Source organism: Amycolatopsis sp. NPDC047767 (genome assembly GCF_040704195.1).
Classification (GTDB): Bacteria; Actinomycetota; Actinomycetes; order Mycobacteriales; family Pseudonocardiaceae; genus Amycolatopsis.
In genome coordinates this window covers 222,042-244,260 of sequence record NZ_JBEYSJ010000010.1, presented here as the reverse complement: position 1 = coordinate 244,260, position 22,219 = coordinate 222,042, and the positions used below count along the sequence as shown (strand labels likewise).

Below are 22,219 nucleotides of genomic sequence, written 5' to 3'. Positions count from 1 at the left end.
GCGACGCTAGGGCGGTCGTGGCGGGGCCGGTATCGGTCAGCTGACCGAACTTCGCGCCTGCTGCCGGCCCGCGCTCTCGGCGGCCCGGTCCGGCGACTCGAACACCGTCTCGACCGCCGTAGCCCGTGTAGCCTGCCCCGACAACGGAGGACGTTCGCGATGAAGCGGAGGAGGTTCGCGATGAGCGAGCACTATCCGGAGACGGACACGTCCCCCGCCAGGCTTCTGGACGATTTCCTCGATCAACTGCGCGTGCAGGTCCCCTACACCGGCGCGATGATCACCGTTTATGACGTGATCAAGCATCGACACGCCGCAGTCGTGAATCGCGGATACGCTCCGGAACTGGTGTCCTACGTCGTGAGCGATTTTCTCGCCCCCAGCCCGACCTTCCAGATCGTGGCCACCAATCCCGGGGAGATCTTCCACTGGGACACCCTGGCCGGGTTCCGGCACAGCGAAATCGCCGCGGAGTTCCTCGTACCGGCCGGATTCCGGCAAGGAGCCTCGATGGTCCTCGACGGCGGGCCCGGGAGGATTCTCGGTTCGTTCCATCTCAGCCTCGACGAATCAGTGGTGACACCCGCGAACCTCGCGGCACTGGGAATGGCCCGTCGTACGCTCGTCCCGCTCACCGCAGCCCATCGGATGCGGCTCGCCACTTCCCTCTCCCCGCGCGAACTCGACGTTCTCGCCCTCATCTGCGCCGGAATGAACAACAACGAGATCGCCGCCGAATTGTGGGTGAGCCGCCGGACCATCGCCACCCACGTCGAACGCATTCTCCGCAAGCTCGGCGCCACCAACCGCGTGCAGGCCTCCGTCCGTGCGGTCCGGCTGGGTCTGGTCGCCTCCGAACCGCAGCCCCGTACCGGCTGAAGCGCCGTAGGGCGACCGGGCGCGGCATGTAGCTCGGTGCCGATGAGTATCGTCTCAATGATTGAGAATCACCTTCAGGCTGCGTGAGCCGCGGCCGCATCCTCGTCGTACAGCCGATGACGAGCGAGGTGCATCGATGATGGCGGCTTCCCCGGCCACGACGGTCGAACTGGTGGTGGCGGACAAGCGCGACGTGGCCGCCGGCGTCACCGAGCTGACGTTGCGGCACCCGCGCGATCGGCGACTACCCGACTGGGCACCGGGCGCGCACATCGATCTCGTGCTGCCGAACGGCATCACCCGCCAGTACTCCCTGTGCGGGGATCGCTGGGACGCCTGCAGCTATCGGGTCGGGGTGCTGCGTGAGCCGCGGAGCCGGGGCGGCTCGTCGTATGTGCACGATCGGTTGCGCACGGGTGACCGGGTAGCGGTCGGCGGGCCCCGGAACAACTTCCGGCTCGTTCCGGCCCCGCGATACCTGTTCGTCGCGGGCGGGATCGGCATCACGCCGTTGCTGCCGATGGTTCACCAGGCGGAGCTGCTCGGGGCGGACTGGCGGCTGCTCTACGGCGGCCGGTCGCGCACCACCATGGGGTTCGTGGACGAGCTCGTCCCGTACGGCGACAAGGTCACCGTGGTGCCACAGGACGAGCAAGGCTTGCTCGACTTGCCGGCGTGGCTGCCGGAAGCCGGTTCGCAGGCGAAGGTCTACTGCTGTGGCCCGGAACCGTTGCTGGCCGCCGTCGAGCGCTCGTGTGCGAGCTACCCGGCCGGACAGCTGCGCACCGAGCGTTTCGTCCCCAAGGAGCAGCCGGCCCCGGTGCGGGACGAACCGTTCGACGTCGAGCTGCGCAGGTCGGGCAAGACCGTGCAGGTGTCACCGGGACAGACGGTGTTGCAGGCCATCAACGACGTCGGAATCCAGCTGCTGTCGTCCTGCCGGCAAGGCACTTGCGGCACGTGCGCGACGACCGTGCTGGCCGGGCTGCCGGATCACCGCGACTCCCTGCTGGACGACGACGAGCGCGCGGTGGGCGACTGCATGTTCGTGTGCGTGTCCCGCTCGTGTTCCGACCGGCTTGTCCTGGACCTGTGATCGCTCACCCGGAGGAAACATGACCACCACACTGACCCCCTCGGACCTGCCGACCTCGGCGGTGGATCCCTTCTCGCACGAGGTGCTGGAGGATCCGACCGGATTCCAGGCGGAACTGCGCGATGCCGGGCCGCTGGTCCACCTCAGCCGCTACGACGTGTTCGCAATGGGCCGGTACGAGCAGGTGCACGCGGCGCTGATCGACTGGCAGAGCTTCCAGTCCGGCGCGGGTGTCGGCCTGAGCAACTTCCGGTTCGAGAAGCCGTGGCGCCCGCCGAGCCTGCTGCTCGAGGCCGATCCACCCCGGCACGACGCACCCCGTGCGGTGCTGTCGAAGATCCTCGGGCCACTCGCGCTGCGCAAACTGCGCGAGCACTGGATGGCCGACGCCGACCGGCTCGTCGCGCGGGTGCTGGCCGAGACGGAGTTCGACGCGGCACGAGACCTCGCCGCGGCGTTCCCGCTTCGGGTGTTCCCGGACGCGGTGGGTATTCCCCAGGAGGGCAGGGAGAACCTCCTGCCCTACGGCGATCACCTGTTCAACGCCTTCGGGCCGCCCAACGATCTGGTCGAACAGGGCAACGGGCGGGTCGCCGAGCTGTCCGGCTGGGTCAACGCGCAGTGCGCGAGGGACGTGCTGGCCCCGACCGGGTTCGGTGCCGACATCTGGGCCGCCGCCGACCGCGGCGACATCACCTTCGAGCAGGCCCCGCTCGTCGTGCGCAGCCTGCTCTCCGCAGGGGTGGACACGACGGTGCACGGCCTGGCCGCCGTCCTCTACGCCTTCGCCACGCACCCCGATCAATGGCAGCGGCTGCGCCGGGAACCGACGCTGGCGCGGGTCGCGTTCGACGAGGCCGTGCGGTGGGAATCGCCGGTGCAAACCTTTTTCCGCACCGCCACCACCGACATCGAGGTCGGCGGGAAGACGGTGCCGGACGGTCGCAAGATCTTGATGTTCCTCGGCGCGGCCAACCGCGATCCCCGCCGCTGGGAGAATCCGGACGCCTTCGACCTGTCGCGCGACCCGTCGGCGCACGTCGGATTCGGCATGGGACTGCACCAGTGCGTGGGCCAGCACATTGCGCGGCTGGAAGCCGAGGCTCTGCTCGTGGCGCTGGCGCGGCGGGTGGAGACCATCGAGTTGGCCGGCGCGACGAGACGCCACCACAACAACACGTTGCGCGCCTGGGAATCGCTGCCGGTCCGGGTACGGCCCGCACGGTGAGCTGAGCCGACGTGACCTGGCCGGGGCGACGAGGACGCCGCTCCGGCCAGGTGGTGCGTCAGCGCGTGACCTGGGGTTGCTTCGCAGCGGGTACGGCGGCGACGGCGTCGGCGAGCTCCTCGATGCGCGAGGCGAAGGGCGAGTGGGCCGAGTCGAGTTCCACGACGTGGTCGGCCTGCTGCGCCATGCCGCGCTGGGCTTCGGGCGGAATCGCGCCGTCCTGGTTGCACACCACGTAGGTGCTGGGGATGGTGTGCCAGCCGGACGCCAGTTGCGGCTGCTGGAACGACGCGGTGGTCTGCGCGCCGAGACGTGCCGACCACTGCGTGGCCAGCTCTTCGTCGACGTCACCGTAGAACGCGGTTCGCGCGTCGTTCACGGTGATCAGGCCCGCTTCGTCATCGACGTCCCACCACGGCGGAATTGCGCCACCGAGCACACCCGTGAGGGACTGGCCGGTGTCCAGCATGAAGGCACAGACGTACACCAATCGCGTGACGTGGGCCAGGCCCGCGGTGGCCTCGGACGTCGGGATGCCCGCGTAGGAGTGCGCCACCACCACCGTCGGCTCGGTCGATCCCCGCACCGCCGCGCGCACCGCGCCGGCATCATCGCGCAGGTCGCCGGCTCCCTTGGTGCTGGGCAGTTCGACCGTCACCGGGTCGAACCCGCGGGCGCGCAGCGCGGGCAGGATCGGCTCCCACGCCCACGCGCCGTGCCATGCGCCAGGAACCAGTACCAACCGCTGTGCCATAACTCCTCCTTGAGTCTTGGACGGCGCGGAAGCACACGCGGGCCGCACGTCGCGGCGGCCGAGATCACCGTGTCCTCCCCCGGAATCGGGTTTCTCCGAGGATGCGGATTGCCTGCGTTCAGGAGAAGGACGTTCTCAATGATTGATACTACGGATGCGAACTGTCGGCGCTCGGTCCGTTCAGCGCGCGGGTGATGCCTCGCGCGGCGGTGCGCAGGACGGGGACGACCGCGTTGGCTTGCCTGTTGTTCGGGACGATCGCCGAGAGGGCGGCCACGACGGTGCCGTCGTGGCTGATCGGCACGGCTGTCCCGGTCGCGTCGGGATGAAGGTGTCCGTTGGTGATGACGTAGCCGTCTCTGCGGATGCCGGCCAGCACGGTCCGCAGGCGCCCCGGTCGGGTGATCGTGTGGGTGGTGAACTGCTTCAGCGGTCCGGTCAGGACTCGTTCCTGCAGTTCGCCCGGCGCGAATGCGAGCAGCACCAGGCCGGACGAGGAAGCGTGCACCGGGAGCCGCCCGGCGATCTGGGTGAAGTTGATGACGCCGCCCCGCGCCGAGAGCCGCTCGATGAACAGCACCTCGGTGCCGTCGAGCACACCGAGCTGCACGTGGTGCCCGACGATGTCGTGGACATCTTCCAGGAACGGCATCGCGGCTTCCCGCAGCGACAGCGTGGGCGATGCGCGCTGGGCCAGTTCCCACATCCTGATGCCGATCTGCACCCGGCCGTCGGGGGTTCTGACGAGCAGGCCGTGCTCGACCAGCTCGGCGACCAGCCGCGACGCCGTGGCGACGTGCAGCCCGGCGCGGCGCGCGATGTCCGTGATCGTCACCGCACGCTGCGCCGCGGTGAAGACATCGAAGATCCGCACGGCCCGCGCCAGAACCGACTCACCCGTGCTGACACGAGGCATTGCGCCAGTCTCGCACAGGGACGGGGAAGACGAAGGAAACCGGCGGCACCCCCTGCCGCGCCTCGTCCGAGCGAAAGCTGCGACATGCACGGCCTGGCGTTTGGGCACGGACCAGGCTTCAGCTTCGATGATCCCGTCCGGATCGTCGCAGCGACCGCAGGGAGATGATCGCGGTGACCGCAGGAAGCTCCACACCGGCGACTGCCGCGGTGACAGCGCTCGTCACCGACCTGGCCCGGCGGCTGGCGAGCGAAGGCCTGCCCGAGCACGCGGCCGACCTGCGCAATGCGCACCCGACCGCGCCGGTCAGGCCGGCAGCACCGAGCGCCGCCCTGCCCGCCCTGCGCCACCTGCCGAAGGCCCTCCGCATCGCGCGGGCGAACGACGTGACCGGACTGGTGCAGGCGCTGACGTCCGCGCGGTGGACGCAGACCAGCACCTACGTGAGCAATCCACCCCACGAACACTTCCTGCCCGGCTACGCGCACTGCACCCTGCTGGGTTCCGCCGCCGCGCTACCCGTCGCCGTAGACCCCGCCGGCCTGCTCACGCTCGGCGTTCTGCTGCTCGGCCCCCACCTGCACTACCCGCCTCACCGGCATCCAGCCGACGAGGTCTACGTACCGCTCACCAGGGCCCGCTGGTCCACCGACGAATCCCCCTACGTCGCACGCGAACCCGGCACAGTCCTGCACCACACCCCACCCGACCGCACGCCATCCACACCGACGCCATCCCCCTCCTGGCGCTCTACCTCTGGCGCGGCGACCTCCACACACCGGCCCGCCTCATCAACCCACCCGGCTGAACCCCGGCATCAACGCGGAACGGGGTGCGATGACGCGAACGAGACGCTGATGGACGCGATGCCCGAGGACTCATCCCTCCCCTCCGCAGTGTGACAGCTCGTCGACCCCGTTCGGTAGCGCTGCTCAAGGAGGGACGTCGAGGTGGGTTTCCTGCACCGGAGCTGAGCGGACGCCAGGCCTGTTAATCCAGGCGAAATCGCACGTTGCTGACCTGTGCCGGCGAGGGGACACTTGACCGTGGAAGATCCACACGGCTCAGCAACACGGCATGGGGAGGTGCGTCGCGTGGCGCCGGCCGATGGCGGTGGGTCGCGGCGTACCGTCATCCGGCGGAAGCTGGCGTCGCCGGTTCTCGGTGATCGTCTGGTCCGGCGGGAGCGGGTGACCGCCCGCGTCCGCGCGCTGCTCGAGCGGGCGAACGTGCTGACCGTGTATGCGGCAGCAGGGTCGGGCAAGACCACGGCCGTTGCCCTGGCGTTGCGGGACCTCGACCGGCCGGTGGCGTGGCTGTCGCTCGACGGTACGGAATCGGCTGCGGGACGCCTTCTGCTGTACCTCGAGGCGGCGGTCACGCCGCACGCCCCCGAAGCGAGTGGCGCGGCGACCGACGCGCTTGCCGCCGGGATCCTGGTCGGTGAGGCGGCGGGGCTGCTCGCCGAGAGCTTGCACGGCACCGGAATCGTGCTCGTCTGCGACAACGCCGAGCGGGTCTGCGGCAGTGACGAGGCGCTCGCCGTGCTGTCCGCACTCGCCCGGTACGCGCCCGCGGACGTCGGGATCATCCTCATTTCCCGGACGGCCTTGCCGCTGGACACCGGGTCGACCGGAGAACTGGGCCGGATCGCGGAGCTCACTGGTTCGGACCTCGCCTTCGATCTCGACGAGGCCGCGGAAGCGTTGCGCCTGGCCGGGCGATCGGCGTCGGACGCGGCTGAGGCCATTCGCGTCACCGGCGGGTGGGTGGCGGGAATCCTCTTCGCCGATGGGACCCTCGCCGACGCGCCGCACCGGCTTCGTGACTACCTCTCCACGCACGTCCTGTCCGGACTGTCCGAACAGGAGCGCCGGTTCCTGGTGTACACCAGCCTGCTGGACGAGGTGACCGTCGACGACGCGCTCGCGCTCCGGCTCGAAGACGCACCCCGGATCATGGCGGCGCTGCGCCACCGTCACCTTCCGGCGACCTGGCCCGACGACCGGACGTTGATCGTCAGCCCGCAACTGCGTGACCACCTGCGCGAACTCCTTGCGGAGCAGGAGCCCGGCGAGCTGAAGCGGATCCGCCTGCGGCACGCCCGGCTGCTGGTTCGCCGCGGCGAGCAGGAGGAGGCCGTGGACGCGCTGCTCGGCGTCGGTGCGGTCGACGAGGCGTGGGTACTGGCGGCCGAACTGCTGCCGCGGCTGATCGAGCGGATGGACTTCGGGCCCGCGGCGCGGTGGCTCGACGAACTGCAGGCCTCCGAGCGTCCGCTCAGCCCTGCGATCGGCGGGATCGTGCTGCGCGTCGCCTTCGCCCTCGAACAGGCCGGGCGGGCGGTCGAGCTCTACGACCGGCACGGCCGGGGCTGGATCACCGAACTGGCGGCCGACGGCTCGGGGGAAGCCCTGGTCCTGCTGGTGTGGTGTTTGTGGCACGCGGGCCGCATCGCCGATGCCGGGCAAGTAGCCGAGGTGATGTCACCGGGGCGAGCCAGGGACATCGCCTTGACCGTGCTCGCACTGAGCCGCGACGAACCCCCTCCCCCGTTCCCGGCGTTCGCGACCACCCCGTCGGGACCACTGGACGGGATGCTGATGCGGCTGGCCTTCATGCGCGGGCGGCTGGCCGGCCTGGACGACCCCGGAACACACGGCCCGTGGCGCAGCGTTCTCGGTGCGCCGTGGGTCATCGCCGGCCTCCGCGCGACGGGGCGGATCGAACAGGCGATGGCGCGCTACGAGGCGCACCGCGAAGCACCTCAGCCCCTGTGGCTGCACGCGCTGGACGCCGTGGAGCTCATGATCGACCTCGGGCGCGCCGAGGACGCGTGGCAGGCCCTGCAGCGCGGCCACGAACTCGTGGCGGCGACCGGATCCCAGATCTACCGGGTGCTGCTGCACCTGATGGAGGCGAAGTTGTGCCTGCGCCTTCATCACGATCCGGAAGCCGCGCATCGCGCGCTGGACGAGGCGGAGACGAGCGGCTCACGCCGGCACGCGTTCACCCGCGAGCTGGCCTTGCTCTGGCGAGGGCTCGCGTTCCTGCTGCGCCACCGTGACACCGAGGCCAGCGACGTGCTGCAACGGAGTCTGCGGAGCATGCGCGCCGCAGACCGCATGCTCGAGATCCCGACTGTGGCGTGTTACCTGGCCGAAGTCCAGTGGCGGATGGGCGCGGAGGATGCCTCCGACGAGTCGGCGGCACTGGCGATCGGTATCGCGGAGGAACGGGGTTCGGTGCATCTGCTGCTCAACGCACTGGCGGACGTACCGGCCGTGGCCGTACGCGGCGCGGACACCGAATCGGACCGGCTGTCGCACTGGCACGAGCTGACCGCGTCACTCGCGAACGGCCGCCGGATCACCGCGGCCGGCCGGGCGCCGAGGCTGGTGCTCGAGGATCTGGGTGAGCCGGAGCTGCGGGTGGACGGCTCGCCGGTGACGCCCCGGCTGCGCAAGAGCATCGAGCTGCTCGCCTACCTGTTGGCCACCCCCGGTCACGAGGCCAGCCGTCAGGAACTGCTCGGCGCACTGTTCGACTCGAACAACGAAGCGGCCGGGCGCAGCTACTTGCGGCAGGCGCTGTATCGCCTGCGTGAGGTGGTGCCGGACGAACTGTCGCCCGTCGTGCGGGAAGACCGGTTCCGCCTCCCCGGTCCCGACTTGGTCAGCAGCAGCGCGGCCGAAGTCCTGGAGGCGTTCGCGCAGGCCGATCACCAGAACGGGGAAGCCCGGCTGGACACGTTGACCGCGGCGCTGGCCCGGACCGAGCGAGGCAGATATCTCGGCGACCTGTCCGGTGCGTGGGCGGACGCGCGCCGCGTCGAACTCGACGAGCGCATCGTCCGGGCCCGGCTGGACGTCGCCCGGGTCGCGTTCCGGCTCGGCCGGTATCGGGATGCGGTCGCCAACGCGGACACAGTGCTGCGCCTCGATCCGTACCGCGAGCAGGCTTGGCTGCTGCGGATCACGCTCGCCCAAGCCAGCGGCAACGACGACGACGTGCTCGCGCTGTACCAACGTTATGTGGCGACCATGCGAGAGCTGGCCGTCCCGCCGTCGGCGGAGGTGCACCGCCTGGTCACCCGGCTGCGGAGCTGACGCACCGATTTCGCGGGCGATAACGAACCCGGTGGCACGCTGGTTTTCGGCCGACGTCACCCGCGTGCTCCCCTGGAGGTAGCAATGGACAGCGTGAAGCATCTTGCCGTTCCTGCTGATACGGAGAATGGGGTTTTCCGTTTCCGCCAGGCCATTTCCCGGTTCAGCACGGGGGTGGCCGTGATCACCACCCGCACCGCGGACGGGCCCGCCGGGATGACCGCGAGCGCGGTGGCCTCACTGTCGATGGACCCGCTGCAGCTGCTCGTGTGCATCGGCTCGAATCTTCCGACCTGCAAGGCGATCACCGAGTCCGGCAATTTCGCCGTCAACGTCCTCGGCGAAGACCACGAACACATCGCGAAGCACTTCGCGACCCGCCGCAAGGACAAATTCGCCGGCATGAAGCTGCGGACGGACAGTGACGTCCCGGTTCTGACCGACGCGATCGCGCACTTCGTCTGCTCCGTCGCGGATACCTTGCCGGGCGGTGACCACACGATCGTGGTGGGCGACGTGCTGAAGTGCGATCATGTCCCGGGCACGAACCCCCTGGTGTACTTCGCCAGTGCTTTCGGCAGTCTCACCGGCCCGGCCACTCCCAGCGGGACGACCGGGAGCTGGCACTTCGCGTCGGCGATGTGACCGCACCCCGAACGCGGTCGGCCGTCGTCGTCCGGACCCGGCTGCGGCCGCCTCCCCCGCACCCGGACGACGTGCGCCGCGCGCGGCTGCTGGCCCGGCTGGACGCGGTCAGCGAACCGGTGATCCTGGTGGCCGCGCCTCGCGGCGCCGGGAAAACCGTGCTGCTGGCCCAGTGGGTCGCCTCCCGGCGGTGCGCCTGGGTGAGCCTGAGCAGCCATGACGACACCCCGGCGGGCGTGTGGTCCGCGGTGCTCGAATCGGTACGGCCCTACTGCGCCGACGTCCCGGCTCCCCCGGCGGCACTGCTCGACGACGAGCCGACCCTGTTCACGGAGATCATCCCCGAGCTGCTCAACGCTCTGGCTTCGACCGGGTCCTTGGCGCTCGTGCTCGACGGGTTGGACGTCGTCGAGCACCCGGTGACCCGGGCCGCGCTGGACGAGTTCGTCCGCCGGGCTCCCGACACAGTCCGGGTCCTGCTGGCCACCGCGCGCCCGCCGAGTGGGCCGATCGCCTCGCTTCGCGCGGCCGGTCGCCTCGCCGAGTTCACCGAAGAGGACTTGCGGCTTGACCTGGCCGAGACCCGGCAACTGCTGTCGGCCACGGCCGGCTGCCCGGTCGACCGCGCGGAAGCGGCCGCGCTGCGGCACGGGTACGCGGGCTGGGCGACCGGTCTGCGGCTGGCCGGCATGGCCCTGCGGAACCAGCCGCTCGGCGCTGCCCTGCCCCATCCCGTGCCCTCGGTCGAGGACTTCTTCCGCGCCGAGGTGCTCGAACGCGTCACGTCGCGCCAACGCCGGCTGCTGTTGTACAGCAGCGTGCTGACGGAGCTGACGCCCGAACGTTGTGCGGAAGTGACGGCGCTGCCCGCTGCCGGCGAGACGCTAAACGCGCTGGCCGAGTCCTCGCTGCTGCTGCGGCGCACCCGGGCGGGTCTGCGATGCCACCCGGTGCTGCGGCTCGTGCTGAGCTCCGTGCTGACGGCGGAACAACCCGATGCCGTCGCAGCTCTGCACGCCCGCGCGGCAACACGCCTAAGGCAGGAAGGCGATCCCGACGCCGCCTACGAGCACGCCCGAATGGCCGGGCTGCCCGACGTCGCCATCCGGACAGCACTCGAGACGTGGCCGGCGGCGCACCCGCGGACCCTGCTCGCACGCCTCGACGAGGCGCCGACGATGCCCGCCGAGGCGCACGCGATTGCCGCGGCGGCGGAGCTGGCCTGCGGGCACCCCGCCCGCGCGGCGACCCGGCTCGCCGGGCCGGACGATGGCCCGGCGCTTGCCGTGCGGGCGTGGCTGGCCCTGCAACGCGGCGATCTGGCCACCGCGCAGTGCGCCGCCACGCGGGTGATCACCGCCCACCGACCGGCGGGAGCCCGGCCCTGGTGGTTGCTCATGGCTCACGCCGCGCTCGGCACCGCCGGGGTGTGGGAGGGTCGGGCAGCCGGGGTCGTCGACCAGCTCGCCGTGACGGCTCGTGACGCGGACGGGCTCGGCTACCGGGATGTCTCGGTGCGGGCACTGGACGCGCGCACCGCCGGGTTGCTGCTCACCGGCGACACCACAGCCGCGCTCGCCTCGGCCACGCAAGCGGCCGCTCTGCACGAACTCGATCCGACGCGGTGTGCGGCTCCCGTCGTCGCGGTGGCGTGCCTGGCGGCCGCGGACCGCGGCAGGACTGCGCCCCCTACGGCGGCTTTGGTACCCGCCGCTCCCCATGCGGAGGCCTTCTCCGCTCTCCTCCACGCGCACTCGACGTCCACTTCCGGGGACGCTCGGCACCGGCGGCGAGCCCACGCACAGGCGCGCGCCGCGCTCGCCGGCCTCCGGTACGGCCCAGTGCTGGCCGCCTTGTTCGAGGAGCAATGGCCTTGCGGGGTCCCGGATCTCCGCCCGGCCGTGCTGTCCGATCGGGAACGCGCCGTGCTGCGTGCCCTGTCCGGGCCGCTGACGCTGCGCGAGATCGCCGCCGAACTGCACGTCTCGCACAACACCGTGAAAACCCATGTCCGGTCGGTGTTCCGCAAGCTGGGTGCCCACGATCGCGCCGATGCCGTCAGCCGGGGAGCCGCAGCCGGTTCGGCCACCGGTCACGCCACGCCCACCGGCGGGGCGTGACCGGCGCCGGCCTCACCGAGCCGATGACAGCGCGGCTCACTCCCCGGCTTGGTGGCGGCCCGAAACGGCCGGGTGGTGGGCACCGGCCGTCCCGAGCCGCGGTCTGGCGGTCAGTGGGCGCGTGCGTCCTGCCGGCGGGCGTAGCCGGCTTGCCCGGCGTACTCCGTCCTCCCGTCGTCCTTCGGCGTTGCCGGCTCGATCCCGGCGATCTTCCGCGCGAGGTCGGTCAGGGGGCCCGACGGTGCCATCTCCGCGCGGTTCATGGTCAGCATGCGCACCGCCAGCAACGGGGTTCCGTTGAAGTTCTCGAACACGCTGATCCGATCGCCCCAGTCCGACAGGTACAGGTCCCGGATGACCCGGCTGATCTTGAGCCGGTCGTGCGGCCGCCCGATCGGACCCGTCTGCAACGGCTCGAGCCACCGGCGCAGCTCCGGCTGGTTCCACTGCTTCTCGGTGGGAAAGATCAGTGATGCGCGTCCCGCCAGATCGACCAGTTCGTTGACCATCCGGGGCACGTTCTCCAGGTAGTAGGCCCGGCCGAAGTCGAAGAGCAGCACACTCGGCTTGTACAGCCCGCCCGGTGTGGTGAACCCGTCTTCCTCACAGGCCAGCAGGTGGGCGCGCAGCGTTTGGTGGAAGCCCACGAGCTGAGCCAGCCGAGCCTGAACCGGCGGCAGCTGATAGGTCCCCACGTGCTCGGTGATCAGCAGGGCCAGGCCGACCATCACCTCGGCGCGGATGGTCTGGCGCACGAGCGCCTGGTAGTGCAGCCAGTCGAACACTCGCTGCGGGTAGAACGAAGCGTGCTTCGGGTTGCCGATGTGAAAGACCTGGTTCCACGGGATGAACACGTCGTCGAAGAGGATCGTCGTGTCCAGCTCGTCGCCCTTGGCGGCCAGCGGGTGCTCTTCGTACTGGCCTTCCTTCACGGTGCTTTCCCGGCAGACCAGGGTGACGCCGGGAGTGTTCGCCCGGACCGCGCCGAAGATGACCTGTTCGCTGGTGATCCCCGGCCGGAAGAACACCCCGATGTGGATGAAGTCGGCGAACGCCGCACCCGTCGCGATGGCCTTCACACCGCGCACGACGATGCCGTCCTCACGGGTCTCCACGATCCGCAACGCCGGCGACTCGGCCTGGGCCGACTCACGCGACCGGTCGGTCTGCGGGTCGACGAACGCCGGAACGGCGTTGAGATCGCCCTCGACCATGAGGTCCCAGAACTCCCGGATTCCCACCGTCAGGTCACGCCCGCCGGTGCCCTGCGACTGCTCACTCCACGGCACAGGATCGTCCTTGTAGGTGTGCAGCACGTAGTTGTTGACGTCCGGCGTCCTCGGCACGGCGCCGCCGTCGAGCTCGCGGATCACCGTCTCCAGATAACGGCGCTTGCGCTTCAGCTCGTCCTTCGTCGTGTGACGGAACCAGGTCATCGAACGACGCTCACCGTCGTCGTCGACGTAGGTCATGACATCGCGCAGGTCGTCGCGGTGGTGCAGGTCGTAGAAGTCCGCGATGCGCTTCGCGTAGTCCCGCGTCTTCGGATGAGTGGCCACGTTGTCGACCTTTTCGTCCCCGACCCACACCACCCGGCCGTCGTCCAGTGCGTCCAGGTATTCCTTGCCGGTTCGCAGCACAGATCGCTCCTTCCGCTCGGTGGCGCGTCTCGATGCGCCGGTGTCCACCGTGCAGCGGAAGGGGGTGAGACAACCCTGAGCTCGCGGGGTGAATCCGAGGTAACACCGGATTTCGCCGCGGCTAACGCACGTCCGGCTACCTTTCCAGCACAAGTGCGAGGAGGAAAAAATGCTGGACCCGGACGAAAAAAGCATTACCGAAGCGGTGCTGCAGACACTGGCGGACACGCCCGACGCGCGAATCCGCACAGTGCTGTCCAGCCTGGTGCGGCATCTGCACGACTTCGTCCGCGATGTCGACCTCACCGAGGCCGAATGGGCGTATGCGGTCGGCTTCCTGACCCGGACCGGACAGAAATCCGACGACCGGCGACAGGAGTTCATCCTGCTCTCCGACGTGCTCGGAGTGACCATGCTCGTCGACACGGTCAACCACCGACGGAGCACCGGCACGACCGAAAACAGCGTCCAGGGCCCCTTCTACCGCCAGGTACGGCCCGAGTTCGCCGACGGCGCCGACATCTCCAACGGGCTGCCCGGCACACCACTGCTGTTCCACGCCACCGTGGTCGACACCGCCGGCGCCCCGGTGCCCGGGGCCGAATTCGACGTGTGGCACGCCGACAGCCACGGCCACTACGACTCCGACGTACCCGGCCTGGACGCCGCCGCGATGCGCGGCCTGTTCCGCACCGGCCCGGACGGGACGGTCACGATCCGCAGCATCGCGCCGGCCCCCTACCCGATTCCGGACGACGGGCCGGTCGGCGAGCTGATGCACGCCACCGGGCGGCCGGTCATGCGTCCCGGGCACATCCACGTCCGGATCGCGGCACCGGGCTTCTCGACCGTGACGACGATGCTGTTCCGCGACGACGACCCGTACCTCACCGACGACCCGGTGTTCGGCACCAAGCAGTCGCTGCTGTACCGGCGGGACCTCCGAGAGGGACCGGACGGGCCGTACGATCTCGTCGAGCGCACCTTCGTGCTGGACCAACCGCGCTGAGACCCTCAGGTGAGAACACGGGTGGGTCAGCGGAACCGGAGCGCGCGGGCGGCATCGGCGGCGTCCGCGAGACTCGCTTTGTTCTTGATCATCCTGCGCAGCCGCAGGAAGGCCTTCGGGGAGTTGACCGACAGGACACCGGTGAGCGTGCCGCTCTCGCCGGTGAGGACGAGGAACTCGGGTTGCGGGCCGTCGAGGTCGACGACCGGCACTCGCTCCCGGCCCGGCCGTCCGGCGAACTGGATCGACGTGTCGTACTGGTCGGACCAGAAGTACGGGACCGAGGCGAACGGTTTCCGGTCCTCGGGCGCCGCGAGCAGGTTCCGGGCCGCCGCGGCCCCCTGCTCGGTCGCGTTGGACCAGTGCTCGACCCGCATGCGCGTGCCGAAGAGCGGGTTGTCCCAGCGCGCGAGGTCGCCGGCGGCATAGACACCCGGCGGCCAGGTACGCGTCGCACGCGACACCGTCGGTCGCGTCGAGGCCGCTGCCGGCGAGCCAGTCCGTGGCCGGCGTCGCACCGATCCCGACCAGAACCGCGTCGGCGTCGAGGACGGTGCCGTCGCTGAGCTCGACACCCCCGACCCGAGCGGCGCCGAGAACCCGGCTGATCGTCTGCCCCAGGCGGAACTTCACGCCGTGCGCGCGGTGCAGGTCCGCCAGCGCGGTACCGATCCGGTCGCCGAGCGCGGCCTGCATCGGGACGGGCCAAGGCTCGACCACGGTGACGTCCGCGCCCAGGGCCCGGGCGGCCGCCGCCACCTCCATGCCGATGAACCCCGCGCCCGCCACGACCAGGTGGCCACCGCCGAGCAGAGTCTGCCGCAGGGCCCGGCTGTCCTCGTCGGTCCGCAACGTGTGCAGCCCCGGCCGCGCCGTCTCGCCGCGCAGTGATCGGGCCGTGCAGCCGGTCGCGAGGATCAGCCCGTCGTAGGGCAGGTCGAGGCCGGCGTCGGTCGTCACGATCCCGCGCGACACATCGAGTGCGGTCGCGTGCACCCCGAGGTGCACTTCGGCCTGTAACGCTGCGAGCTCTTCGCTGCTGCGCAACGCCGCGCGGTCCAGCGGCCACTCGCCGGTGAGGACCTGTTTGGACAGTGGCGGCCGGTCGTAGGGCGCTCGCCGCTCGGCGCTCACCAGCGTCAGCGAGCCGTCGTACCCGGCCGCACGCAGCTCCTCCGCGGCGTGCAGGCCGGCCAGCGAGCCGCCCACGATCACGACGCGGCGCGGTGTCGGCGAGCGGTCGGTCATGGTCTCTCCCGTCTTCGGTGGGTGGGGAACGCCGACGGCGGTGCGCGCCGGAACCGGACGCGCACCGCCGTCGGCGGCGTGGAGGGTCAGGACTGCTCGATGCCGATCTCCCGCACCGCGGCCGCGACCGCTTCACGGACCGCGGCCCGCGTTTCGGCCGGATCGAGCGCAGCGACCGAAGTGGACAGTGGCGCCGAGGCGTCGACGACCGCGTCGGTCACCGCCGGCAGGGCCTCATTCACCCAACCCGAGATCAGCCCGAAGTTGTCCGCCGCGCCTTCGATCGCCGTGCGGGCGAGCGCGACGGACCAGCGGACGCTGCGCTCCGAGTCCTGCTGCAGGTGGCGGTGCATCATGGCCGTGAGCCCGTCGCCGTGCGCTTCGGCGGCTTCGGCGAGCCGCACGTTGAACACGGCGTCGACCGCCGGCTTGACGACGAAGTTCAGCGACACGAACGCCTTGCCCCAGTCCTTTTCCACCAGCTGCAGCTCGAGCACCTTGCGCAGCGGTTGCCAGGACGCTTCACGCTCCCAGCGGACCCGGTCGTCGCCGAACCCGAACTCCGGGTGGTGGAGCTGCAGCTGCCTGGTCTGGTAGGCGATGCGCTGGATGCGGCGCAGCTCGTCCCCGCCCTGGAACGCGACCGCGTTGCTGATGTAGCTCGACGGCGCCATCGACATCACGTAGGTCGCCGCCATGAGCAGGGCGTGGCCGGCATACCGGAAGGGGGTGTACCCGGACCGCAGAGCGCCCAGCCACGGTTGCGGCAGCGTCGCGTAGGCCGCGCGGTCCTCGTGGTCGTCGATGAGGCCGTCGACGTAGTTCTCCGCCTCGTCCTGCATCTTCACGTAGGTGCGGTACACCAGCATGTCCGGATCGCGGAAGCGGTTCCAGTCCGGGCAGGTGAAGGGCGAGTCGTTGCGGTTCTCGATGTACCACCGGTTCCACACGTGGTCCGGCGCCATCTCCCACGGCGGCTGGCCCGGCTTGTAGTGCCAGTGCAGGTCGTGCGACACGAACTCGTACTCGGTCGGCACCTTGCGATCCGTGTACCGGCTCCACGTCCGGCGGCGCCGGGTTCCCGGCGTCACGTCACTCGTCATCGTGCTCCTCCTTCGACCGGAGCCGGGCGTCCGGCGCTCTGCCCGGTGCGCCAGACGATCTCGTCGGTGGTCGTGGTGATGTGGCCGGCGAAGAACGCCATGTGCGGCTCGACGTCCCCGATCCGCAGCGGCCGGCCGGCGAGCTCGCTGAGGGTCCGGCGGGTCAGCCGGCAGATGCCGGGCGTGTGGATGCGGATGAACGATCCCTGGTCCCGGACCAGCACGTCGGCTCCGGGGTTGTCCTGGGCGATGGCGTCGGCGACCAGCTCCGCCATCTCCCCGGCCTGCATGATCGGCCCGACCAGCGCCGCACCTTCGGGTGGCGCGGGGTCGCGGGTCGTGTCGGTCTGGGTCATCGGTGACACACCTTTCCTGGTTCGGCGGCCGGCACCCGGACGAAGACCTCGCCGGCCCGGATCTCCACCGGGTACTCCCTGAGCCTGGTGTTCGCCGGGTTGATGCCCGCGCCGTCGGTGGCGTCGAACTCCCACAGGTGGGCGGGGCAGGTGATCACGCCGGCGTCGAAATCGGCGTCTTCGAGCGTGTTCTCCTGGTGCGGGCACATTCCTTGGTAAGCGCGAATTCGTCCGTCCACATTGACCAGCAGGACGGGGGTGCCTCCGGGCAGCTGCCAGTACGACATCTCCCCCGCCCAGAGGTCTTCTTCGGCGCCCGTCGAATGCCAGCTCTCGGCCGGCTTCTCGTGTTCGGTCATCGGATCACGAGTCGGCGTAGGAGACGATGACCTCGTCCATCGGTTGCACGCCCGCTTCGGCCGCCGACCTGGTGGGCTCCAGGAACCGGCCCGCGTGCTCGACGCGCAGGGCGCGGTCGAGCACCGGTACCCGCCGGCCGACCGAATGAGCGGCGCACGCCTGCGCCACCTGCTCGATGGTGTCGGTGTCCTCGATCAGGACCAGGTTGTACAGGAAGTCGCCACGGAAGTGCGCGACCACCGGCATGGGTGAACCCATCGGGTGTTCTCCTCCTCGGTCAGGCCGTGCGGGCCCAGGCGTAGTCCAGTGCGTCCTTGCCGGCCACGCCGGGGGTGATGCCCATGTACGCGAGCGCTCCGTCGAGATCGGGCGGCTGGATGTGCCCGGCGACGAACCGGTCGATCAGCGAGAGGTGACCCCGGTACTTCGCGGGTTCCTTTTCGAAGATCCACTGGCAGGGCTCGGAGCAGAACCGGTACCGGCGCCCGTCCAGCTGCACGGTCCGCAGCGGGGCGGCGTGGGCGTTCCACACGGTCATCGGGAGGTGGCACATGTTGCAGGTGACCGGCAACGTCGACGGCAGGGTCAGGTCCTCGCGCCCGGCCCTCGCGTTCTCGGTGATGACGTCCCACTTGGGGCCCCAGGTCTCCTCCCACTTGGGGTACTTCACCGCGAGCCACTCCCGTTCCTGCGGGGACACCCCGGCGGCCGGGTCCCACCACAGCGTCGGCCGGTAGGTCCACGAGCCCAGGTGCATCGAGTGGTGGAAGTTGTCGACCTCGTCGAGCAGCTGGTCCCAGTACCACGGCAGCTTGAGTCCCGAGTCCAGCATGTACTTGCTGAACTGGTCGAGCACCATCTCCTCCATGAACTCCTTGAAGGAGTGCACGCGGTGTTCCAGCGGCATGTAGTAGTCCATGGGCATGCCGGTCAGCAGCGTGAAGACCTTCCACGTCCGCCACACCGACTTGTCCACGACGTACTGGGCGTGATCGGGATCGTGTTTGCGCAGCACCTCGATCACGGCCGCGCCCTGCTGTGAGTGCCGCGCCTCATCGGTCTGGATGGACTGCAGCAAGGAGGAGAACTCGATGTCGCCCGCTTTGAGCGCGTCCGAGGCCATGCCCAGGAACTGGAGGTTGGTGAACGCGGTCTCGAACACGAACGTCTCCGCGATCGCCGCGTCGACCGCGCTGCCGGCCAGGAACAGGTCGCTGAACATCGACCGCGCGGCGATCGTCCCCCACTCGTTGGTGTGGTACATCTTCTGCGCCCAGTCGAACTGCTCGTCCAGCTTCACATACGAGTGCGGGAAGAACAGCTGGAGCTGGCCGTGGCGGATCTCGTCGAGCATGCCGAGCGTGGCGACGGTGCGCCACGAGGCCGACGGCGCGAAGCGCGCGAGCTTCGCCTCGGACAGCCCGGCGAAGTACTCCGCGACGGAGGCGACGCCGTAGTGCTCCTTGATGATCGCGCGCCAGCGGGGGTCGGCGCCCTCGACGTAACGAGCACGCCCCACCGCGGTCTTGACGCCGTAGAGTCCCTCGTCCTTCTGCCGCTGAATGTCGACGTACTCCCGGTAGGAGACCTTGTACGGCTCGTCCCACTCTTCCCAGGCCTCGCTCGGCAGCGCGGACTCGTCGGTGGCGAACTCCGGGAAGAGCTCGTCGCGGGTCACGTACTCGGGTGTCCAGTCCAGCCGGCGACCGAGATCGAACCAGTCCTCGCGCTTGAGGTGTGGCATGCGTTCTCCTTTGAACTCACTTCGTGCTGCTGTGAACCAGGATGTGCGCGGGCGGCCGCCGGACCAAGGTCGAATCCGGTCACAATGATCCCGACGGCGTCGCTCCGGGATCTGTCTTGAATCTGTCCGGAAAGGACGGTCGGGCACCTACCGCGCTCCGCGCACCGGCACGAGTTCGCAGTCCTCGGTCCGGGGGCTCTCCCGGCCGCACCGCAGGATCGCGTCGACCAGCCGCACCACGGCCTCGCGCCGCTCGTCGGCGCGCCACACCATGCTGATCTCGATGCCGGCTTCCGGAGTCACCGGACGGTGCACGAGCCCCGGACCGAGCAGGTCGACGGGCACGGGCAGGAGGCTGATCCCCAGACCCGCCGCGACGAGGTTCAGGATCGCCGCCGTCTCGCCCGCTTCGTAGGCGAACCGGGGCCGGAACCCGGCTCGCGCACAGGCTTTCTCGGTGACCTCGCGGACCACCGACCGGGTCGGCGCGGGGAAGGAGATGAGGTCGTGGGTCGCGAGCTCGGCCAGGTCGATCACGGCGCGTTCGGCGAGCGGGTGACCGGCCGGCACGACCGCGCGCAGTGAGCCGGCGGCCAGGGAGTGCGACCGGAGTCCCGCCGGGACCGGCTCGCCCGCCCGCACGAGGAACCCGATATCGACCGCCCCGCTCGTGATCGCGTCCAGCTGGGCCGGGGTGAGGAGGTCCGTGTGCAGGTCCACTTCGAGGTCACCGACGCGCCGGGCGGTCACCATGATGCGCGCGAGCAGGGACTGGGCGGCGCAGCTGGTGAAAGCGACCGTGACGCGGGCCGGAGACGCGGTGGCCAGTTCCGCGACGGTGCGACTCACCACGTCCACCTCCCGCAGGATCGCGCGGCCCCGTTCGAGCAGGACCCGCCCGGCGGCGGTCAGCTCCACGCGGCGGGTCGTGCGGCGGAAGAGCACCGCCTTCAGCTCCCGTTCCAGGCTGCGGATCTGCCGGCTCAACGGCGAAGCCGCCATGTGCAGGCGGTCCGCCGCGCGGCCGAAGTGCAGCTCCTCCGCCACGACGACGAACGCTTTCAGCTGCCGCAGCTCCATACCGGCCGCCTCCCCCGCGCCTTGTCCGGTGCATCCCACCGAGCTACCATCCGACCATGTGTGCCGGTGACCGCACGGCGGCTGTCGGCGCGTCCGGCACGCCGAAGTCCTTCCACACCACCGATCTGGCGTTCGCGCGCGAAGAGCTGAGCCGCGTCTACTACCCGCTTCGCGTCGATCCCACGCACCGCTCGCGCGACTTCGAGTTCACGATGCGCACGCTGACCGTCGGCCCGCTGACGATCGGGCGAATGTCCTACGGCGCCGAGATCGTCAAGGACTGCGGCGACCTGCAGACCGCCTACCACGTGAACGTGCCGCTGACCGGAGCCGTGGCATCGACGTGCGGCGACCAGCGGGTGGTCGCCACGCCGCACACGGCCGCCGTGTTCAACCCGGTCGGGCACACCGTGCTCGACCGGTGGGAGGCCGGAAGCGAGCAGCTGTGCCTCAAGATCGACCGGACGTTCCTCGAGGACGAGGTCGTCCGGCGGGTCGAGCACCCGCTGCACGCTCCGGTCCGCTTCCGCATGGCGATGGACCTGACGCAGCCGGCCATGCGCGCGTGGCTGCACGCGGTCGAAGTCCTGGCCACGGAACTGGACGCGCCCGGCGCCTTCACGAGGGACGGGCTGCTCGCCGCCGAGCTGCGCCGGCTCATCGTGGGCGGGCTGCTGTGGGGACAGCCGCACAGCTACCACGAGGCACTTTCCGAGCTGGGTGCCAGCCCGCAGCCGCGGACCGTCAAGCGCGCGGTCGACCTCATGCACGCCAGCCCCGAAGTGCCGTGGACGGTCGCCCAGCTCGCCGAGCTGGTGGGCATCAGCGTCCGCTCGCTGGAGGAGGGGTTCCGGCGCTACGTCGGCGTCCCGCCGATGACCTACCTGCGCGACTGCCGCCTCGAGCGGGTCCGCGCGGACCTGCGGACCGGGTCGCGGCCTGCCGTCTCCGTGACCGAGGTGGCTTTCCGCTGGGGTTTCAGCCACCTCGGCCGCTTCGCCCAGGCGTACCGCGCCAAGTTCGGGGAGAACCCCTCGGACACGCTCCGGTTCGAGGAACTCTAGTTCCGCCGGCATTCCAGACCTCCCGTCAAGCGCCGTTGCTGACGTTCGACGGGAAGTTAGCGATCCGCGGCCGAGCGGGCGATCCGCTTCTCGCGGTGGTCATCCGGATATCGCGGCGGGCGCGGGTGACCGTCCGGCGCAGGAGGGCTAATCGCGCGCCGCGGCTGCGAGCTGGGCGGCGACGTCCCAGCCCTGCGGCCGACGGTCGCGGTCGTGCCACGGGTGCCCTCGGGCGGCCCACTCCCGGAACCACGCCTCGAAGCTGACCGGCTCCGAATCCTTGCGCGCGGCGTCGTCGAGCCCGAACCCGTAGCCGCAGCACGGGCAGCGGGTCCGGGACGGGTCACCGAAGTGCACGGAATAGGGCGGTGTGAACTCCGGCCGGCCGGCGTCCCGCGACAGGCCTTCGAACGCGAGGTACGGCGGGTCGTCGAGATCGTCGAACGCGCACACCGGACAGGTCCGCGACCGCTGCTCGACGCGGCGCAGTTCCCGCAGCCGGGCCGCGGCCGGGCCCAGCCGCCGGACCGCGGCCGGCGCATCCGGGAGCTGCTTCTCCCATGCATCGGCGAGGACCTCGAGATCGCTCGCCGGCAGTCCGTGGACCGCCGCGAGAGGTGGAACGGACTGCGGGAGTTCGACGATGGCGCGCGGGAGGATGGTGCTTCGCGAGGCAGACATGACCACATCATCGGTCCGGCCGGGCCGCACCGGCAACAGCCGCCGGCTCGCGGCCATGACCGGTTCGGTCATGATCCCGGACCGTACACTGTGGATGATGGCGGGGCGCTCGCATACCGGCGCGGCGGAACGGCTCGACTCGCCGCGCGACGACCCGGTTGCCCGGTGATCACGCCGCGGAGCCGGC

21 protein-coding genes and 1 pseudogene are annotated in these 22,219 nt (G+C 70.3%); 10 read left to right on the top strand and 12 right to left on the bottom strand.

Annotated features, from left to right (window positions below; translation table 11 throughout):
• Window positions 1-180 precede the first annotated feature (180 nt).
• From AB0878_RS20760 to AB0878_RS20750, 3 genes are all read left to right on the top strand, one after another.
• Window positions 181-879 carry a LuxR C-terminal-related transcriptional regulator gene (locus tag AB0878_RS20760; protein ID WP_366581867.1) on the top strand — a complete coding sequence of 233 codons (699 nt, stop codon included), beginning with the start codon at window positions 181-183 and terminating at the stop codon, window positions 877-879.
• 139 nt (window positions 880-1,018) lie between these two features.
• Window positions 1,019-1,975 carry a PDR/VanB family oxidoreductase gene (locus AB0878_RS20755; protein WP_366581927.1) on the top strand — a complete coding sequence of 319 codons (957 nt, stop codon included), beginning with the start codon at window positions 1,019-1,021 and terminating at the stop codon, window positions 1,973-1,975.
• A 19-nt stretch (window positions 1,976-1,994) separates the two neighbouring features.
• On the top strand, window positions 1,995-3,203 hold the full coding sequence (locus tag AB0878_RS20750; RefSeq protein WP_366581866.1) for a cytochrome P450: 1,209 nt from the start codon (window positions 1,995-1,997) through the stop codon (window positions 3,201-3,203).
• Window positions 3,204-3,261: 58 nt separating this feature from the next.
• Here the strand turns inward: AB0878_RS20750 and AB0878_RS20745 are convergent, their stop codons facing one another.
• A complete protein-coding gene (locus AB0878_RS20745; protein WP_366581865.1) occupies window positions 3,262-3,957 on the bottom strand; it encodes an alpha/beta hydrolase in 696 nt (231 codons plus the stop codon).
• A gap of 148 nt (window positions 3,958-4,105) precedes the next feature.
• Window positions 4,106-4,873 (bottom strand): IclR family transcriptional regulator, encoded by a 768-nt coding sequence (locus AB0878_RS20740; protein ID WP_366581864.1) that lies wholly within the window; start codon window positions 4,871-4,873, stop codon window positions 4,106-4,108.
• 173 nt (window positions 4,874-5,046) lie between these two features.
• On the opposite strand from AB0878_RS20740, the gene AB0878_RS20735 reads away from it, so the two are divergent.
• From AB0878_RS20735 to AB0878_RS20720, 4 genes are all read left to right on the top strand, one after another.
• On the top strand, window positions 5,047-5,775 hold the full coding sequence (locus tag AB0878_RS20735; protein ID WP_366581863.1) for a dimethylsulfonioproprionate lyase family protein: 729 nt from the start codon (window positions 5,047-5,049) through the stop codon (window positions 5,773-5,775).
• A 288-nt stretch (window positions 5,776-6,063) separates the two neighbouring features.
• Complete coding sequence (locus AB0878_RS20730) at window positions 6,064-8,982, top strand: BTAD domain-containing putative transcriptional regulator (protein WP_366581862.1); 2,919 nt, start codon at window positions 6,064-6,066, stop codon at window positions 8,980-8,982.
• A gap of 84 nt (window positions 8,983-9,066) precedes the next feature.
• The gene (locus tag AB0878_RS20725) at window positions 9,067-9,627 is read left to right on the top strand and encodes a flavin reductase family protein (RefSeq protein WP_366581861.1); all 561 of its coding nucleotides are present in this window, start codon (window positions 9,067-9,069) and stop codon (window positions 9,625-9,627) included.
• Window positions 9,624-11,747, top strand: coding sequence for a LuxR C-terminal-related transcriptional regulator (locus AB0878_RS20720; RefSeq protein WP_366581860.1), 2,124 nt, complete (start codon window positions 9,624-9,626; stop codon window positions 11,745-11,747). The genes AB0878_RS20725 and AB0878_RS20720 overlap by 4 nt, the downstream gene beginning before the upstream one ends.
• A 110-nt stretch (window positions 11,748-11,857) precedes the next feature.
• Here AB0878_RS20720 and AB0878_RS20715 read toward each other — a convergent pair whose 3' ends face one another.
• A complete protein-coding gene (locus AB0878_RS20715; protein ID WP_366581859.1) occupies window positions 11,858-13,387 on the bottom strand; it encodes a 4-hydroxyphenylacetate 3-hydroxylase N-terminal domain-containing protein in 1,530 nt (509 codons plus the stop codon).
• Between the two features lie 169 nt (window positions 13,388-13,556).
• Between AB0878_RS20715 and AB0878_RS20710 the strand changes: the two genes are divergently transcribed.
• Entirely contained in the window at window positions 13,557-14,396 is an 840-nt protein-coding gene (locus AB0878_RS20710) for a dioxygenase (protein ID WP_366581858.1), read from the top strand.
• Between the two features lie 26 nt (window positions 14,397-14,422).
• Here AB0878_RS20710 and AB0878_RS20705 read toward each other — a convergent pair whose 3' ends face one another.
• From AB0878_RS20705 to AB0878_RS20670, 8 genes and pseudogenes are all read right to left on the bottom strand, one after another.
• Window positions 14,423-14,860 (bottom strand): oxidoreductase C-terminal domain-containing protein, encoded by a 438-nt coding sequence (locus tag AB0878_RS20705; RefSeq protein WP_366581857.1) that lies wholly within the window; start codon window positions 14,858-14,860, stop codon window positions 14,423-14,425.
• 34 nt (window positions 14,861-14,894) lie between these two features.
• Window positions 14,895-15,644, bottom strand: a pseudogene (locus tag AB0878_RS20700) (NAD(P)/FAD-dependent oxidoreductase); the annotation flags it as partial.
• Window positions 15,645-15,730: 86 nt separating this feature from the next.
• On the bottom strand, window positions 15,731-16,747 hold the full coding sequence (locus AB0878_RS20695; RefSeq protein WP_366581856.1) for a hypothetical protein: 1,017 nt from the start codon (window positions 16,745-16,747) through the stop codon (window positions 15,731-15,733).
• A complete protein-coding gene (locus AB0878_RS20690) occupies window positions 16,744-17,103 on the bottom strand; it encodes an MmoB/DmpM family protein (protein ID WP_366581855.1) in 360 nt (119 codons plus the stop codon). Before AB0878_RS20690 ends, AB0878_RS20695 begins: the two co-directional genes overlap by 4 nt.
• Window positions 17,100-17,462 (bottom strand): Rieske 2Fe-2S domain-containing protein, encoded by a 363-nt coding sequence (locus AB0878_RS20685; RefSeq protein WP_366581854.1) that lies wholly within the window; start codon window positions 17,460-17,462, stop codon window positions 17,100-17,102. The genes AB0878_RS20690 and AB0878_RS20685 overlap by 4 nt, the downstream gene beginning before the upstream one ends.
• Window positions 17,463-17,466: 4 nt before the next feature.
• Window positions 17,467-17,721 carry a toluene-4-monooxygenase system B family protein gene (locus tag AB0878_RS20680; RefSeq protein ID WP_366581853.1) on the bottom strand — a complete coding sequence of 85 codons (255 nt, stop codon included), beginning with the start codon at window positions 17,719-17,721 and terminating at the stop codon, window positions 17,467-17,469.
• A 19-nt stretch (window positions 17,722-17,740) separates the two neighbouring features.
• Window positions 17,741-19,207 carry a YHS domain-containing protein gene (locus AB0878_RS20675; RefSeq protein ID WP_366581852.1) on the bottom strand — a complete coding sequence of 489 codons (1,467 nt, stop codon included), beginning with the start codon at window positions 19,205-19,207 and terminating at the stop codon, window positions 17,741-17,743.
• Window positions 19,208-19,354: 147 nt separating this feature from the next.
• Entirely contained in the window at window positions 19,355-20,287 is a 933-nt protein-coding gene (locus AB0878_RS20670; protein ID WP_366581851.1) for a LysR substrate-binding domain-containing protein, read from the bottom strand.
• A 56-nt stretch (window positions 20,288-20,343) separates the two neighbouring features.
• Here AB0878_RS20670 and AB0878_RS20665 point away from each other — a divergent pair, with 56 nt between their 5' ends.
• Complete coding sequence (locus AB0878_RS20665; protein ID WP_366581850.1) at window positions 20,344-21,351, top strand: AraC family transcriptional regulator; 1,008 nt, start codon at window positions 20,344-20,346, stop codon at window positions 21,349-21,351.
• A gap of 147 nt (window positions 21,352-21,498) precedes the next feature.
• Here AB0878_RS20665 and AB0878_RS20660 read toward each other — a convergent pair whose 3' ends face one another.
• Entirely contained in the window at window positions 21,499-22,032 is a 534-nt protein-coding gene (locus tag AB0878_RS20660) for a hypothetical protein (RefSeq protein ID WP_366581849.1), read from the bottom strand.
• Between AB0878_RS20660 and AB0878_RS20655 the strand changes: the two genes are divergently transcribed.
• Entirely contained in the window at window positions 22,031-22,201 is a 171-nt protein-coding gene (locus AB0878_RS20655; protein WP_366581848.1) for a hypothetical protein, read from the top strand. The genes AB0878_RS20660 and AB0878_RS20655 overlap by 2 nt on opposite strands.
• Window positions 22,202-22,219 lie beyond the last annotated feature (18 nt).

What these genes read in the sequence shown, in the direction of transcription:
- AB0878_RS20725 (WP_366581861.1), top strand. Translation starts at nt 9,067, where the DNA reads ATGGACAGCGTGAAGCATCTTGCCGTTCCTGCTGATACGGAGAATGGG.
- AB0878_RS20695 (WP_366581856.1), bottom strand. Translation starts at nt 16,747, where the DNA reads ATGACGAGTGACGTGACGCCGGGAACCCGGCGCCGCCGGACGTGGAGC.
- AB0878_RS20660 (WP_366581849.1), bottom strand. Translation starts at nt 22,032, where the DNA reads ATGTCTGCCTCGCGAAGCACCATCCTCCCGCGCGCCATCGTCGAACTC.
- AB0878_RS20665 (WP_366581850.1), top strand. Translation starts at nt 20,344, where the DNA reads ATGTGTGCCGGTGACCGCACGGCGGCTGTCGGCGCGTCCGGCACGCCG.
- AB0878_RS20690 (WP_366581855.1), bottom strand. Translation starts at nt 17,103, where the DNA reads ATGACCCAGACCGACACGACCCGCGACCCCGCGCCACCCGAAGGTGCG.
- AB0878_RS20745 (WP_366581865.1), bottom strand. Translation starts at nt 3,957, where the DNA reads ATGGCACAGCGGTTGGTACTGGTTCCTGGCGCATGGCACGGCGCGTGG.
- AB0878_RS20710 (WP_366581858.1), top strand. Translation starts at nt 13,557, where the DNA reads ATGCTGGACCCGGACGAAAAAAGCATTACCGAAGCGGTGCTGCAGACA.
- AB0878_RS20750 (WP_366581866.1), top strand. Translation starts at nt 1,995, where the DNA reads ATGACCACCACACTGACCCCCTCGGACCTGCCGACCTCGGCGGTGGAT.
- AB0878_RS20755 (WP_366581927.1), top strand. Translation starts at nt 1,019, where the DNA reads ATGGCGGCTTCCCCGGCCACGACGGTCGAACTGGTGGTGGCGGACAAG.
- AB0878_RS20685 (WP_366581854.1), bottom strand. Translation starts at nt 17,462, where the DNA reads ATGACCGAACACGAGAAGCCGGCCGAGAGCTGGCATTCGACGGGCGCC.
- AB0878_RS20740 (WP_366581864.1), bottom strand. Translation starts at nt 4,873, where the DNA reads ATGCCTCGTGTCAGCACGGGTGAGTCGGTTCTGGCGCGGGCCGTGCGG.
- AB0878_RS20675 (WP_366581852.1), bottom strand. Translation starts at nt 19,207, where the DNA reads ATGCCACACCTCAAGCGCGAGGACTGGTTCGATCTCGGTCGCCGGCTG.
- AB0878_RS20760 (WP_366581867.1), top strand. Translation starts at nt 181, where the DNA reads ATGAGCGAGCACTATCCGGAGACGGACACGTCCCCCGCCAGGCTTCTG.
- AB0878_RS20670 (WP_366581851.1), bottom strand. Translation starts at nt 20,287, where the DNA reads ATGGAGCTGCGGCAGCTGAAAGCGTTCGTCGTCGTGGCGGAGGAGCTG.
- AB0878_RS20680 (WP_366581853.1), bottom strand. Translation starts at nt 17,721, where the DNA reads ATGGGTTCACCCATGCCGGTGGTCGCGCACTTCCGTGGCGACTTCCTG.
- AB0878_RS20655 (WP_366581848.1), top strand. Translation starts at nt 22,031, where the DNA reads ATGACCACATCATCGGTCCGGCCGGGCCGCACCGGCAACAGCCGCCGG.